Here is a 15,140-nt window from a genome sequence, read left to right as displayed (position 1 = left end):
TATTTTTAAAATTTGCAGATACTTAAACACCTCAGACCAGTTTATACTGCGCAGACAGATATTATATAACCCATTGTATTTTATGATGTAGTGTTCTTTTTCAAGATGTACTATTAAGTTTACATATAAATTCAAAGTGACGTTCACGTAAGCGTAAACTTTAATCGCGATGACGTTTTTAGCTTTTATACTTAATAATATAATTATTATTAAATTTTTTATGCTTATTTATCGCGATAAACCGTTTTATTTTTCTATTGAGTGCGGTTTATTTGGTTTATCTACTCATAGTGTGGCGAACCATCAACTGAAGTGATAAAGTCTCGTCAATTTGTAGCGTGCTTGCCCAAAAGGGCCCATTATTTTCGGAGTATTTAAAGTGGTTGTATTTAATCAAGTTGAATTTGATAACCATGAACAAGTGGTTTTTTGTTCAGACAAAGCGTCTGGTTTAAAGGCTATTATTGCGGTACATAACACAAATTTAGGCCCAGCTGTAGGTGGTTGTAGAATGTGGGATTATTCCAACGATGAGGATGCAGTTTACGACGTATTGCGCTTATCAAAAGGGATGACCTATAAAAATGCTGTGGCACGCTTGCCATTTGGTGGTGGTAAGTCAGTTATTATTGGCAATGCAAAAGAGATCAAGTCTGAACAGTTATTCCGTGCATTTGGTCGTCAATTAGAGCGTTTAAATGGCAGTTACTACTCAGCAGAAGACGTAAACATCACCTGTGATGATGTTGCTTTGATGAACAAAGAAACAAATTACGTGCTAGGCCTTGAAGGCAAAAGTGGTAACCCATCGCCATTTACAGCTTACGGCACATTTTTAGGTATGAAAGCAGCACTTCATCACCAACGCGGCATTCAAGATTTTTCAGGCATTAAAGTAGCTGTGCAAGGATTAGGTGCAGTAGCTTATGGATTATGTAAGCATTTGGCTGAAGCTGGTGCACAATTATTTGTTACTGATATTAACCAAGCTGCAGTTGAGCGTGTAGTCAACGATTTTGGTGCAACAGCGGTTGGTATTGATGAAATATACGACTTAGATGTTGATGTATATGCGCCTTGTGCGTTAGGTGCCACTATTAATGACACAACAATCCCTCGCTTAAAAGCGACTATTGTTGCAGGTTGTGCAAATAATCAGCTTGCAGAATCACGCCATGGTGAAATTATACGTGAAAAAGGTATTTTATACGCACCAGATTATGTAATAAATGCAGGCGGTATTATTAACGTGTATTACGAAACAGCGCCTGAAGGTTACAGTAAAGAGGCGTCTAATAAACACGTAGAGAAAATTTTCGATACATTAAGCGAAATATTTACCCGTAGTGAAAAAGAACAAAAATCAACGCATTTAATTGCTGATGAACTTGCTCAAGAAATTATTGAAAACGGACTTTAAGTTTTTTATTTAGTTCAACTAAGGAGCGACTATCGCTCCTTTTTTTATGCCTATATAAGACTTTGGTATAACTACACCCAAAGCATCATTTTAATTAATGCGAATACAGGCAAAGCGAGGTAAAATTTTACTTTTGCTCTGTGTATACTTTATGTCTTCTGCCGATTTATCTCTTCGGGCTATTGATTTTGATCAGTGGCCGCGCAAACAACATTTTGAATTGTTTCAAAACTTCACTCAGCCTTATTTTAATGTTTGTGTAAAGCTCAGTGCTAAAAAGTTATATACCGCGTGTAAACAAACTAATCGTGCTTTTTTTCATGGTTATGTTTATTGCTTATTAAAAGCATGTCATGAGTATGAGCCGATGATGCTGCGTATTGTTAATCAAAAACCTTATTATTTAAACACCACGCGCGCGAGTGTGGTTGAGCTTGCCGATGATGACTCGTTTCGCTTTAGTTATTTTAAACAGCAAAACTCGTTAAATGAGTTTGCTAATAAAGCAAAAGCGATTAGTCATGAAGCAAGGTTAAACCCGCTGTTTTCTGATGCCTTTGCAGCAACTGAAGGACAAGCTGATTTAATTCACGTTTCTGTTTTACCTTGGTTAAACTTTAGCAGCTTTTCGCATGCGTTTACCCAGGGCCAAAGCTGTGGCATCCCTAAATTTGTGTTTGGTCAATACAACCCCGATACAGGCGAAATGCCACTATCAATTGATGTCCATCATGCGTTATTAGATGGACTACATGTGGCTAAGTTCATCCAACGATTGCAACATACATTTGATAGTTTGAGTGATAATACTTAATGAAAAAGTTGTAAATCTTATGTTATTATTTGTTGGTGATGTTTTCTAATTAAATTTTCACCTTGAATTTACTCAAATATAAAAACTAATAATTATAAAGGCAGTGTCTGATGAATCGCTTGGTGATTTTATGTTTCTTGTTGGTGATTTTTACTGTTAATGCTCAGCAACAGACTCGGCTGCCGTTGCGCGATTATTTTTTTGAAACGTGGAATACCCGTTCGGGCCTTCCTCACAATAGCATTAATAGCCTTGCACAAACACAAGATGGCTATTTATGGGTGGCTACTTGGGAAGGGCTTGCCCGCTTTAACGGTCAAGAATTTAAACTATTTACCCGCTCAGAAATTACTGATTTGCCCGATTCAGGCGTACGTGCGCTTACTCCTACATCCGATGGCGGCTTACTCATAGCCGGAGCGCGCGGCGGTATTAGTTTATATCAGCACCGACAATGGGACACTCAACCTAACGCCCAAGCAATGGTTAATCACGTATTTAAGAGTAAAAACGAGGATTTGTGGTTAGCACTTGAAAATGATGGTGTGTTTTATCGACCTGCCAAAAGCACTCAAGATATCCCAATAATACAAAACGTCAGTGCTTACAGAATAATTGAAGATAAGCAGGGCATTATATGGGCGGCAACCAGTGATGGGCTGTATAAAATAGTTAATTACACGCCTACATTGATGACTCCACATCATGGTTTGCCAGATGCACCTGTATATACTCTATTGATTACCCGTGAAGGACGCCTTGTTATTGGAAGTGAAAGAGGTGCGCGAGTATTAAATGGCAATGTGTTTGAGTCACCCCATCCACAGCTTAATGCAGAGTCTATTTCTAGTTTATTAGAAGATAACCATGGTGATTTGTGGTTTGGCACTATTAATAAAGGGGTATTTAGACTCAGTGTTGATGGCATAGAGCAATTAGATGCTAAAAATGGCTTACCTGCAAACCGCATATTGTCGTTATTACAAGACAGAGAAAACAGTATTTGGGTAGGGACCAACGCGGGTGTATTTAGGTTAAGAGAAGCCCCGTTTTCATCGTGGGGAAAAAAGCGAGGCTTATCTAGCGATTATGTACGCACGGTACTGTCACATTCTGATGGCAGTTTATGGATAGGCGGGAGTACAGGCTTAGATCGGCTGCAAAACAATAAAATTACCCATCTTAAAGGTACTAAGCAAGGCTCTCCTTATTCAGTATTGAGCTTACTTGAACAAAGCCAAGGTGATGTTTGGGTCGGTACATACACTTCAGGTGTGTTGAAGGTGGTTAATAACGAGCTTGTACCTTACTTAAATCGTGATAATGGCCTTGGTAGTAATGAAGTACGATCGTTACTTTTTGATTCAAAAAATCGTTTATGGGTAGGTTCAGCCATGGGGTTAACGCGAGTTAATACCGACGGCAGCTTAGACCAATTTACTAATGAGAAAGAGTTGCCGAGTGGCTTTATTCTAGCTTTGAGTGAAGATAAGAGGGCAAATATTTGGATAGGAACTGGCAATGGCGTAGTAGTTTATAATACCAATACGGAGAAATTTCAACCAATTCAGTTCCCTGAAGCGTTTTTGGCTAAATATGCGTTTGGCTTTTATATTGACGATAAATATACCTGGATGGCGACCGATAGAGGTTTATTGCGTTATCAACATTCAAATGGCCATATGACTATTTTAGGGAGGGAGTTAGGATTACCGGTTGATAAGCTTTTTCAAATTGTGCCCTTTAAAGATTCACTTTGGCTATCAAGTAACCGTGGCATTATTGAAGTTAATTATAAGCAGGTTAATCAGCTGCTAGATTCAGCTACAAAAGGTAGTCAGACGCTAGCTTTTCAATTATACGATGAGGGCGATGGCATGCTCAGTGCGCAAGCCAATGGAGGGTCAACGCCTTCGGCTACAGCGCATTCAGATGGTACTATTTGGTTTGCCACCGCAAAAGGGGTGAGTACGGTTAAACCCGCACGATTAAAAGAAGCCACCGAGATACCGTTACCAACTATTGTAGAAAGTTTTTCTGTAGATGGTAAACCCATGTTATTGCCTGTTGATGGTGACACACTTGTTTTGCCACCTGGAGTTACACGACTGTCGTTCCATTATGCGGGCTTAAGTTTTATCATGCCGCAGCGATTAAACTTTCAAACAAAAATGAAAGGCTTTAACGATGAATGGGTTGATCGTTTTCATATTGCAACAGCTGAATATACTAATTTACCCGCGGGTAAATATTCATTTGCAGTGCGTTCTGCCTATCCTAATACCGATTGGCAGCAAAATGACAAAGTGATTCATTTTGAAATTCAATCGCATTTTTGGCAAAAAACCAGCTTTAAGCTAGTGGTGTTTTTTATTTTTGTGGTTGTCATATATAGTGCATATCGTTATCGCTTGTATCGCTATAAGCAAGTAGAAAAAGAGCTAACTAGCCGAGTGGTGAAGCAAACCCAAGCACTGCAAGAGCAAGCTAGTGCCTTTGCTTATCAAGCTACCCATGATCAGCTCACCGACTTACCGAATCGCCGTGCATTTGATGGTTGGCTGGCCGACAACTTTACAGATTTTAAAGCGCGTAATACTCCGCTTGCGATTGCCATTATGGATATTGACCACTTTAAACGCATTAATGATGGTTGGTCTCATTTGATTGGCGATCAGGTTATATGTGAAGTCGCCAATATTCTTAAAGCGCATTGTGAAGGCGAGCAAGAAGTGGCTCGTTGGGGCGGTGAAGAATTCACATTTGTATTTCCTGACATGAATACTGTGCAAGCACAGAAATTATGTGAACAATTACGCAAAGAAATTGAAAATAAAGACTTTTCGTCTATTGCCCAAGGGCTTAGCGTAACCGTGAGCTTTGGTGTTTCTGACTCAGATAACGTCGATGATTATGATCGGTTATTATCTCGTGCTGATCAAGCTTTATACAAGGCAAAAAACAATGGCCGAAATAGGGTTGAGTGCATAGCTTCCTAAAAAGAGCTGCTTTAATGCGTTAAATCGTTTTTTCCGACAGCTTTTATCATATAGAGAATTTCAACTTCTTTATTATTTGTGTAGGTTAAGTTAATTCATTAAGTAATTATATGTAAGCATAAGTAATATTAATTAACTTTATTTTAATTTGGGTGCTATACCTTGTGTACCCATTAGGGGTTTTTTTGCTTTTTACTTAAGGAATATAAGATGAAAAACAAGATAATTAATATTACATTCGCAAGTCTTCTAGGGGCCTCACCCGTGGTATTAGCAGAAGGCGATAAGCATGATGACTTTTTGTTTACTAAACAGGCTTTAGCATCACTCAAGCTTAACTCTTTACTGACTATTGATGATACGCAATTTGTGTTTAATGACTCATTATTAAACGAAGATTGGGATAACTTTTTTTCTTTGCATGCGTCAGCAATTGAAGATAAAAAAGAGCTCATTTTACACTGGGCAGGTTATACCAGTATTAATCCAAAAGTAATTTTAGCGCTGATAGAGCAACAAAGTGGCTTACTTTCAAACCCAAATGCTGATATTGAGAACCCTTTAGCTGGTATAACAGACAAGCATGGTTTTGATGCGCAAGTAAAAGACGTAGTGATGAAATTAAGTCAACGCTTTTATGCATATAAGCAGTGGCAAGAGTCACAAGATAAGTTAAAAAAACGCAATCAGGCAACCCAAACTACGAGTAGCACAGCTGCAACTGCGGCTCTAGTAAGTCTGTTTGCAGATAGCGATAGACTGGCATCAAACTCTAAAAATAATCAACAGACTTTGACTGAGTTTTTAGCTACGTTTGACCGTGTATTTCCTAGTAACACTAGTCAATTGCAACGTTCATTGAATAGTGTAGATCAAAATAATGAAAAGCAACTTTTAGCCGCTAGTTTTGAAATGAATTTACCGTGGCCGTCTGGCTATTGGTACAGTGGTGGCGCTCACTCAAATACAGGTTCTGGCTACCCATACTCATCACTTGATTTTAACAATGGCTCTGGTGGCTGGGGCGCTAATACTCCGTTTGTTCAAGCTGCGCATGGCGGAACGGTAACTCGCTTTTCTTCCTGCAATATTCGAGTAACACACGCCAGTGGCTATTCAACCAACTACTACCACATGTCAAACCTTCAATATAGCAGTGGTGATTATGTTCAACCTGGTGCATGGTTAGGTCGCTATGCAAATAATTATAATCAAGCATTGTGTGAGGGCGGCCAATCATCAGGTCCTCATGTCCACTTTACTTTATTGTATAATGGGCAACAGGTTTCTCTGCATAATAAATATATAAGTGAGCATCGCATTGATGTTGGCTCAAGTAATTATGACACCAACTGTAATCGTTTCTATTTTGAACGATATGGCTATCGTACATGTGCATGGCAGCCTTTGTATCGCTAGAATGATATAAATAAACAGTTCACTTGTTAAAGAAAAGGCCACGCTCTAACAGATGTGTGGCTTTTTATTTAGTGTTAAATAATTGAATTCTAGTTTTATGGACCAATTAATACTGTATAGATAATTATAGGGCTATTAAATGGTAAACGGATTATTGATTTTCTTACTTTTTGCGTTTGTCGTTATTTTTTGGCGTTGGCCTGATATTCAAAATACTCTGTGGCGCCGTAAATACAGTCATTTATCATTAAGCCCACAACAGCATGCGCTGTTGCTGCGGGCTATGCCAATTTATAACAAAATGACTGATGCAGATCGAGCCAAGTTGGCTCGTCATATTGTGTGGTTTTTAAATGAAAAGCGCTTTGTTGGCTGTGATGGGTTGCAACTAACTGAAGCAATGAAACTCATTATTGCCGCCGATGCTTGCCTGCTGGTACTAAATAAACCTTGGCCTTTGTATAAAAACGTGAAGGAAATTTTACTCTATCCCAGCGCCTATTATGCGCCTCAATCAAGTCGCGATAACGCAGGACTTGTTAGTTTTCATAATACCGTAAGGCAAGGTGAGTCATGGCCAGGAGGCACACTGGTGCTGAGCTGGCATGATGTGCTTGAGGGTAACCGCTTACCCAGTGACGGGCATAATTTAGTGTTTCATGAGTTTGCGCATCAACTTGATCAAGAGACCGGTAAAACCACCGGCACGCCATTACTTACATCACAGACTCACTATCAACAATGGGGCAAGGTATTTAGCCGAGCGTTTTCGCAGTTAAAAACACACGTTGCTTATAACATGCCGCATGTTATTCATAGCTACGGAGCCACAAATGAGGCAGAATTTTTTGCGGTGATCACCGAAACGTTCTTAGAAAAACCCGCAGATTTACGCCGCGATGACCCTGAAATTTACCGTTTGCTGGTAGATTTTTATCAATTTGATCCTATTGTTTGGCATTAATTTTATGCACTTCATCCTATTACGCTGGTAACTTGCTAGCGTTTTTGTTGCAATCATGTAATAGAGCAACACACAGCAACAATAATAAGTGAGATAAGCATGAAGAAAATGCTGCAAACAGCGCTTGCGTTATCAGTTTCATTGGCATTGGGTCAAGTACACGCAGAGCAAACAGATGAAAAAAAATGGCAAGTTGATTCACCAAAAGGGCAATTTGTAGATGCTTCTATTAGTGTAGAGCAAGGCACATGGATGAATGTAGATATAAGCCCTGATGGAGAAACCTTAGTATTTGACTTACTGGGCGATATTTACACTATGCCAATGAGTGGTGGTAAAGCCACTCAAATAACCTCAGATATCGCATGGCAAATGCAGCCGCGTTTTAGCCCAGATGGTAAACATATCGCATTTACCTCAGATCAGGGGGGCGGTGATAATATTTGGGTTATGGACGTTAATGGCGAGAATCAAACTGCAGTAACGGACGAAACGTTTCGTTTACTTAATAGCCCGGCATGGAGCCCTGATGGCGATTATTTAGTTGCACGTAAGCACTTTACCGCCAGTCGTTCTTTGGGCGCGGGTGAAGTTTGGCTTTATCACAAAGCGGGTGGTAAAGGGGTACAACTGACTAAACGTGAAAACGATCAAAAAGATTTAGGTGAGCCGATGTTTTCACCTGATGGCCGTTATGTTTATTTTTCTCATGATGCCACCCCAGGTAAAACCTTTCATTACTCAAAAGATTCGGTTGCGGGTATTTATAAAATTAAGCGCTATGATCGTGAAACCGGTGAAATAGAAACGATTATTAGTGGTATGGGTGGGGCAATCAGACCAACTCCGTCACCTGATGGTAAAAAACTTGCCTATGTAAAGCGTGATGACTTTCAAACTAGCTTGTACTTATACGATTTAACCAGCGGTGAGCATACCAAGCTATATGACAAGCTAGAGCGCGATATGCAAGAAACATGGGCTATTCATGGGGTATACCCAACAATTGCGTGGACACCAGATAATGAAGAGTTAGTATTTTGGGCTGGTGGCACCATTCATAAACTCAATGTCGATGATAAATCTGTCAGCGATATTGCATTCAAAATAGACACCACGAAAAAAATTCAAAAAGCGGTGCGCTTTACTCAAAATATCGATACTGAAGAATTTGATGTAAAAATGCTGCGAAATGTACAAATTAGCCCAGATGGTGAAACGGCATTGTTTGAAGCACTGGGTCATATTTATAAACGCGATTTAGACTCAGGAAAAATCAAACGTTTAACCAAGCAAACCGATCATTATGAGTTATTTCCACAGTACTCGCGTGATGGTAAAAAAATTGTCTACACCACGTGGGACGATAACGAACAAGGCACAGTGCGCGTTGTCTCTGCACGAAGTGGTCGCGGCGATACGATTACCGATGAACCGGGTAAATATGTAGAGCCTACCTTTAGCCCTGATGGCAAAACTGTAGTTTATCGTAAAGCCAGTGGTGGCAGTATTTTAAATCCTAAATGGTCACTGCACCCTGGGGTTTACAGTGTCAGTGCTAAAGGCGGTAAGAGTGAACTAATTTCTAAAAGTGGTTATCAACCGCAGTTTGGTAGTGCCAATGACCGTGTTTATATTATGAGCCCATGGCCTAAACCAACGTTAAGTGTGGTTGAGCTTGAAAGTAAAAAAGTGCGCAAACTCTATGAATCAGAGCATGCCACTGAATTTAGGGTATCGCCTGATGGTGAGTACTTAGCATTTGCAGAGCGCTTTAAAGTGTTTGTAACACCGTTTGTTGAGCGTGGTAAGACCATTAATATTGGGCCTAAAGACAGCCAATTTCCAATTGAGCAATTATCTGTTCGTGCTGGTGAAAATATTAGCTGGAGTGCCAACAGCAATAAACTCTATTGGACACTTGGCCCTGAGCTATACCATGCCAGTTTAGAGGGAATGTTTGCTATTAATAAAGCCGATGACCAAGGGGTTAAAGTCAAAAGCGGGACTAACATTGGTTTTAGCAAAAAAATGGCTGAACCAGAAGGCATGATTGCCTTAACTGGCGCAAAAATTATTACCATGGACGGCGAAAAAGTCATTGAAAATGGCGTTATTGTTACCGATGGTAAACATATTAAAGCTATTGGCTCTGCTGCAGATATTAGCATTCCAAAAAATGCTGAGATTGTTGATGTAACAGGCAAAACAATTATGCCTGGTATGGTTGATGCACATGCACATGGCTCACAAGCAAGCGATGAAATTATCCCACAACAAAACTGGAAAAACTTTGCAGGCCTTGCGCTAGGTGTTACCACCATCCACGATCCATCAAACGACACCACTGAAATATTCACTGCCAGTGAAATGCAAAAAGCCGGTATGATTGTCGGCCCGCGTATTTTTTCTACTGGTACTATTTTATATGGCGCGAATATGCCTGGTTATACTTCGCATATTGATTCATTAGATGATGCTAAATTTCATTTAGAACGCTTGAAAAAAGTAGGGGCGTTTAGTGTTAAGTCTTATAACCAACCTCGCAGAGAGCAGCGTCAGCAAGTGATTGAGGCTGGTCGTGAACTTGAAATGATGGTAGTGCCAGAAGGGGGCTCATTATTACAACATAACTTGAGTATGGTGGTTGATGGGCATACAGGGATTGAGCATTCCATTCCGGTTGAACATATTTATGATGATATTAAGCAGTTGTGGTCACAAAGTGATGTAGGTTATACGCCTACATTGGTGGTTGCCTATGGCGGTATTTGGGGTGAAAACTACTGGTACGATAAAACTGATGTGTGGAATCATCCTCGATTGAGCAAGTTTGTGCCAAAAAATCAATTATTACCACGTTCAATGCGTCGTGTTAAAGCGCCTGATCATCACTATAACCACTTTAACAATGCACGTGTGGCAGCTGAACTACAAGATTTAGGTGTACTGGTTAATTTAGGTGCACATGGTCAGCGTGAAGGTTTAGGTGCGCACTGGGAAATGTGGATGTTTGCTCAAGGTGGTATGACGCCGCTTGAGGCTATTCGAGCATCAACGCTCGATCCTGCTAAATACCTAGGTTTAGATAAAAACGTAGGCTCATTAGAAGTCGGTAAACTGGCAGATTTAATGGTTATTGATGGCGACCCACTGAAAAACATCCGCGATTCAGACAAAATTGATTACACCATGATCAACGGCCGCTTGTTCGACGCAGCAACGATGAACGAAGTTGGTAAAAAACAACGTGCCCCATTATTTTTTGAATAATGTATAGGCTTACTGATAAAAAAGCGGCTAGTCGGTCGCTTTTTTTATGCTGTATTTATCTAAACAGCTAGAGCTCAGATTAATTATTATGTAGTTAATAACAAGTGACGGGCATAAAAAAAACCGCTTAACGCGGTTTCTTTTAAACTGAGCACTCAGTAAATTACACTACACCGCGCGGTAGGCGACAGTCGTGATCTTTACGAGCAAGCTCTACTATCCAAAGCTCTTCTGCTGTGTAACCTTCTTCGTTCTCAGTGATCACGGTGAAAGGCGCTTTTTTCTGTGCTTTTACAGGAGCAGCTTTTTTAGTTTTTTTAGCGGGTGCTTTTACTGCAGCTTTTTTTGTAGACTTTCCAGAGCTTAATTCTTTAGTCAGCTCTGCTACATCAGCTAGGCGCATATTCTTGCCACCATCAACGCTGTACCAGCCAGGTTTAGTTGTTATTTCAGGTTTTTTACCGTTGGCAGCTTCATATGCAGCTTCAAAGGCAGATAACACTTCTGTTTTGTCTAGTTTGCTCATCAGAGACCCTATACGTTGTTTTCACAGATAAAGAAGAGGTATTTATACCTATTTTAGAACTGTTTTTCAATTTTTTGCGATTTTCCTTTCATTTTTAGCGCATAACCGCCAAAATTTGTACAAAATTCAGTGCAAAGTAAGGTAAGTAGTATGCAACGTAGAGAATTTAATCAACTGTTAAACACGTTATTGAAACCAGAAACCATTAACGATTTTTGTCCAAACGGGCTTCAGGTAGAAGGTAAAGATGAGATACGCACCATAGTAACCGGTGTTACAGCAAGCCAAGCACTTATTGATGCCGCCATTGAAAAAAATGCCGATGCTATTTTGGTACACCATGGCTATTTTTGGAAAGGTGAGTCGCAACCAATTACTGGCATGAAAAAACGTCGTGTGGCTGCGCTTTTAGCTAACGACATTAATTTATTTGCTTATCATTTGCCATTAGATATTCACCCTGAAATTGGCAATAACGCTCAACTAGCGCAATTACTGGATATTGAAATTGAGGTGGGTTTAGAGCCAATTAACAACAGTGTCGCAATGAGAGGACGGTTAAAAACGCCGATAACGGGGTGCGAATTTGCTAAAAAAATAGGCCAAGTACTCAATCGCGAGCCACTGACAAGTTTAGTGCGTAATGATAAAATTGAAACCATTGCGCTGTGCACTGGTGGTGGGCAAGGGTATATTGACTTAGCAGCCGAGCAGGGGTTAGATGCTTACTTAACCGGTGAGGCATCAGAGCAAACTATTCACAGTTCACGTGAACAAAATATCGACTTTTTTGCTGCAGGCCACCATGCCACTGAGCGATACGGTATTAAAGCGCTGGGAGAGCTTCTCGCAGAGCAATATAGTTTTGACGTAACATTTATTGATATAGATAACCCAGTGTAAACGCTTGCTGTAAAAGCAATGTCATTAATATAACCTACTCATCATTTATCCTGAGTAGGTTATTTAAAATATTCAAAAAAAACTAACTACTTTATCAAGCCAAAGGAAGCTTCTATTGCATTGGTACATAACAGATCTTTCGCTGCAATTATCCCGTTTAAATTAAAATGTTATTTTCTCGCCGCCAGGCAATTCAACATAAAGGTATAAAATGGAAGGCATGTTGGATTTAATACAGCAATATGGGTTGTTGGTTTATTTGTTACTTTTTGGTTATTGTGCTTTAAAAAGTGGGTGGTTACCCTTATTTGCAGGCTATGCTGCACATACCGGTGCACTTGATGTTGGTTATGTTGCTCTGGTAGCTTTTACGGGCGGATATTTGGGGGATGAATTACGATTTGCTCTCGCAAGAACATATGGCACTACATGGCTTGAAAAGCCAAACCGACTAGGTCGGTTATTTAAAAGAGCCACTGAGCTTGCAAATCGTTATGGCACTGCCTACATTTTTTTATATCGGTATCCAAAAGGGCTTCGTACTATTGGTGCTCTACCGATTGGGCTCACCTCGATTAGTTGGCGCCGTTTTAGCCTATTAAACGCATGCTCTGCACTGGTTTGGGTCGTTGTTTTAGTTGGTGGAGGCTTTACTTTTGGCGCTACCTTTGATTCTTTAGGGGTTGAGAACCTAACAGCCCTCAGTTTATTATTTCTTTGTGTATTCTTGCTCACACTGTATCGTCTTTGGAACCAGGCTGCAGAGGTTAAAACCCATCAACAATAACAAATATAGGCTTGTTTATAGCTAATCGTGTTTTTTATTTTTTAATACCCCCTGTTAATAAACTAATTACCGCAGTTTTTCAGGGGGATAATATATTTAGCTAAATAAAGATTTAATAAATCAAAGAGCTTCCGGATTTATTGTACGACGTATTTTTATCCATGCATCACCGACAACTTCATGGGCAAATTGAGTTACCACTAATAATGCTTTTGCGTTGGGTATGAGTTGCTTGTACCGCGGGTAAGCGGCAAAGTTGTGGTAGTCAGTTGCTGCTGGGATTGCTGCGACACCTTGTGCATTGAATAAATTTATTGCTCTGGGCATATGACTTACAGAGGTAACTAAAGCGGTATTATAGTCGACAAGTTTTGAGGCTAAAAATGCGGCTTCTTGCGCTGTGTCCATTGCGTTTGGATTTTGTACAATACGATTTTTATTAATACCCAAGCTAATTGCCGTTTTATACATGAGTGCGCTGTTGGTGATTTTTTCATAACCCCCACCCGATACAATTAGCTGAGCTCGCGGATATATATTTGCGAGCCTAATGCCTTCCACTAAACGTGTTAATGCACAATTTCCTAGCTGACTGTTAGCGCTGAGTGCCGGGTTAGGGTTTATATCACAGCCAAGCACCACAATTTTGTCTATTTTGGGGTGCTTAAGGAAATTAAAAGCCAATGAAGTAGGTTGATTATGTTTAATCAATAAGTTGGCAAACCAAGGCGTGCTGGCAAGTAATAAGGTTGCGAGACTCAAAAAAGATAAGGTAATAACACGCTTTCGTTGTTTGAGTGCAAAAATAAGTAGTATCAGACTAAGCAAGCCCAGTAAAGGTAACGGCATAAGTAAGCCGCCCAGTATTTTTTTAAGTTCAAACATAATGAGTAACACAGTTGAATATATTTACCAATATGTTACTCATAAGCTTAAGATTTATCGACCGTTATTTAATTTACAGGTGTTTAAAAAGTGACGGTAAACTGGATTGTCTTTCATCTCTTTTTTCATCGCTAAGTACATCGGGCGGGTTAAACCCAGTGCGCCCAATGGAATTGACTTAATTAACCCCTGGCTTTCATAAGGGGTAACTAGCCAGTCGGGTAGGGCCGCTACCCCCATACCTGCACTGACTAATTGAAATATAAGTAAGCCTTGATCAACTGTTTTAAGCGTGCCGTCAAAACGTGCATTTTGAATAAAATGCTTAAATATATCTTGGCGCTCACGCGGAATAGGGTAAGAAATAATAGTTTCGTTTTTTAAATCAAGCGCAGTTACGTAGGCTTTTTTAGCTAAGTCATGATCCGGCGCCACTATTAGCTTAAGTTTAAAGTCAAATAGGTGGGCGTATTCTAGTTTGTCGGGTTCACGCACATCTGATGTAAGCACTAGGTCTAATTCATCATTTAATAAATCTGGGATGGCGTCGTAACTAAAACCACGCTCGTAATCAATCTTTATGTCAGGCCAGAAATTATTAAATTCTTTAATAGTAGGCAATAACCAGTGAAAGCATGCATGGCATTCAACACTTAGACGCAGTTGTGAGATTGGCTGATTTAAACTTTCCTTTAATCGGCATTTAGTTGCTTCTAACTTAGGTAATATTTCGTGTGCCAATTCAAGTAATAACATACCTTGAGGTGTAAATCGGACTGGTTGAGTTTTTCGTTCGAACAACTGGCAATCTAATTTATTTTCTAAATCTTTAATCTGATGCGATAAAGCTGACTGAGTTAAAAATAGCTCGCGGGCTGTATTAACTAACGATCCCGTTTCTTTGAGGGTCGCTATAGTTTTTAGGTGTTTAATGTCAATCATCTTTAATAAATCTCATGGCTGTGGTGAGTATTGCTTAGATTAACTACATACTACGCCTATCTAAAAATCGTTTCAACGTCTAGATGGCTATAACAATTAGATTTGGTGTGTTTTTTACTGCAAACATTAAATTTATTAACTTTACACAGTCAGATGATGTTTTGTTATTTGTTTGTTGTTGAATTTAGCTCATGTTAAATTAAGGTGT

Annotated in this window: 11 protein-coding genes; 8 read left to right on the top strand and 3 right to left on the bottom strand. The window is 39.7% G+C overall.

Annotation, left to right across the window (positions count from 1 at the left end):
• Nucleotides 1–379 precede the first annotated feature (379 nt).
• The 6 genes from FLM54_RS09365 to FLM54_RS09340 all read left to right on the top strand — a co-directional run bounded on the left by FLM54_RS09365 (nt 380) and on the right by FLM54_RS09340 (nt 10,889).
• Nucleotides 380–1,420, top strand: coding sequence for a Leu/Phe/Val dehydrogenase (locus FLM54_RS09365; RefSeq protein ID WP_178956243.1), 1,041 nt, complete (start codon nt 380–382; stop codon nt 1,418–1,420).
• 151 nt (nt 1,421–1,571) lie between these two features.
• The gene (locus tag FLM54_RS09360) at nt 1,572–2,234 is read left to right on the top strand and encodes a CatA-like O-acetyltransferase (protein ID WP_178956242.1); all 663 of its coding nucleotides are present in this window, start codon (nt 1,572–1,574) and stop codon (nt 2,232–2,234) included.
• A gap of 110 nt (nt 2,235–2,344) precedes the next feature.
• A complete protein-coding gene (locus FLM54_RS09355) occupies nt 2,345–5,233 on the top strand; it encodes a ligand-binding sensor domain-containing diguanylate cyclase (RefSeq protein ID WP_178956241.1) in 2,889 nt (962 codons plus the stop codon).
• Between the two features lie 210 nt (nt 5,234–5,443).
• A complete protein-coding gene (locus FLM54_RS09350) occupies nt 5,444–6,652 on the top strand; it encodes a M23 family metallopeptidase (RefSeq protein ID WP_178956240.1) in 1,209 nt (402 codons plus the stop codon).
• 139 nt (nt 6,653–6,791) lie between these two features.
• Nucleotides 6,792–7,616, top strand: a complete 825-nt coding sequence (locus FLM54_RS09345; RefSeq protein WP_010388541.1) for a M90 family metallopeptidase — start codon at nt 6,792–6,794, stop codon at nt 7,614–7,616.
• Nucleotides 7,617–7,715: 99 nt separating this feature from the next.
• The gene (locus FLM54_RS09340) at nt 7,716–10,889 is read left to right on the top strand and encodes an amidohydrolase family protein (protein ID WP_138622070.1); all 3,174 of its coding nucleotides are present in this window, start codon (nt 7,716–7,718) and stop codon (nt 10,887–10,889) included.
• 163 nt (nt 10,890–11,052) lie between these two features.
• Here the strand turns inward: FLM54_RS09340 and FLM54_RS09335 are convergent, their stop codons facing one another.
• Complete coding sequence (locus FLM54_RS09335) at nt 11,053–11,415, bottom strand: hypothetical protein (RefSeq protein WP_010388549.1); 363 nt, start codon at nt 11,413–11,415, stop codon at nt 11,053–11,055.
• Nucleotides 11,416–11,565: 150 nt separating this feature from the next.
• Between FLM54_RS09335 and FLM54_RS09330 the strand changes: the two genes are divergently transcribed.
• Nucleotides 11,566–12,318, top strand: a complete 753-nt coding sequence (locus FLM54_RS09330) for a Nif3-like dinuclear metal center hexameric protein (RefSeq protein WP_178956239.1) — start codon at nt 11,566–11,568, stop codon at nt 12,316–12,318.
• A gap of 211 nt (nt 12,319–12,529) precedes the next feature.
• Nucleotides 12,530–13,105: a DedA family protein gene (locus FLM54_RS09325; RefSeq protein WP_178956238.1), complete on the top strand. Its 576-nt coding sequence runs from the start codon at nt 12,530–12,532 to the stop codon at nt 13,103–13,105.
• 120 nt (nt 13,106–13,225) lie between these two features.
• Here the strand turns inward: FLM54_RS09325 and FLM54_RS09320 are convergent, their stop codons facing one another.
• Both FLM54_RS09320 and FLM54_RS09315 read right to left on the bottom strand, forming a co-directional pair.
• Nucleotides 13,226–13,990, bottom strand: coding sequence for a YdcF family protein (locus FLM54_RS09320; RefSeq protein WP_178956237.1), 765 nt, complete (start codon nt 13,988–13,990; stop codon nt 13,226–13,228).
• A gap of 54 nt (nt 13,991–14,044) precedes the next feature.
• On the bottom strand, nt 14,045–14,932 hold the full coding sequence (locus tag FLM54_RS09315; protein ID WP_138609418.1) for a LysR family transcriptional regulator: 888 nt from the start codon (nt 14,930–14,932) through the stop codon (nt 14,045–14,047).
• Nucleotides 14,933–15,140 lie beyond the last annotated feature (208 nt).

The sequence above is a fragment of the Pseudoalteromonas sp. Scap25 genome (genome assembly GCF_013394125.1).
Lineage (GTDB): Bacteria > Pseudomonadota > Gammaproteobacteria > Enterobacterales > Alteromonadaceae > Pseudoalteromonas.
The sequence above is the reverse complement of the archived record's forward strand: the minus strand, read 5'-3'. Positions and strand labels throughout refer to the sequence as shown.

Bases quoted from the DNA above. Each gene is read 5' to 3' on its own strand.
- FLM54_RS09320 (WP_178956237.1), bottom strand. From the start codon at position 13,990: ATGTTTGAACTTAAAAAAATACTGGGCGGCTTACTTATGCCGTTACCT.
- FLM54_RS09355 (WP_178956241.1), top strand. From the start codon at position 2,345: ATGAATCGCTTGGTGATTTTATGTTTCTTGTTGGTGATTTTTACTGTT.
- FLM54_RS09315 (WP_138609418.1), bottom strand. From the start codon at position 14,932: ATGATTGACATTAAACACCTAAAAACTATAGCGACCCTCAAAGAAACG.
- FLM54_RS09360 (WP_178956242.1), top strand. From the start codon at position 1,572: ATGTCTTCTGCCGATTTATCTCTTCGGGCTATTGATTTTGATCAGTGG.
- FLM54_RS09345 (WP_010388541.1), top strand. From the start codon at position 6,792: ATGGTAAACGGATTATTGATTTTCTTACTTTTTGCGTTTGTCGTTATT.
- FLM54_RS09325 (WP_178956238.1), top strand. From the start codon at position 12,530: ATGGAAGGCATGTTGGATTTAATACAGCAATATGGGTTGTTGGTTTAT.
- FLM54_RS09350 (WP_178956240.1), top strand. From the start codon at position 5,444: ATGAAAAACAAGATAATTAATATTACATTCGCAAGTCTTCTAGGGGCC.
- FLM54_RS09335 (WP_010388549.1), bottom strand. From the start codon at position 11,415: ATGAGCAAACTAGACAAAACAGAAGTGTTATCTGCCTTTGAAGCTGCA.
- FLM54_RS09340 (WP_138622070.1), top strand. From the start codon at position 7,716: ATGAAGAAAATGCTGCAAACAGCGCTTGCGTTATCAGTTTCATTGGCA.
- FLM54_RS09330 (WP_178956239.1), top strand. From the start codon at position 11,566: ATGCAACGTAGAGAATTTAATCAACTGTTAAACACGTTATTGAAACCA.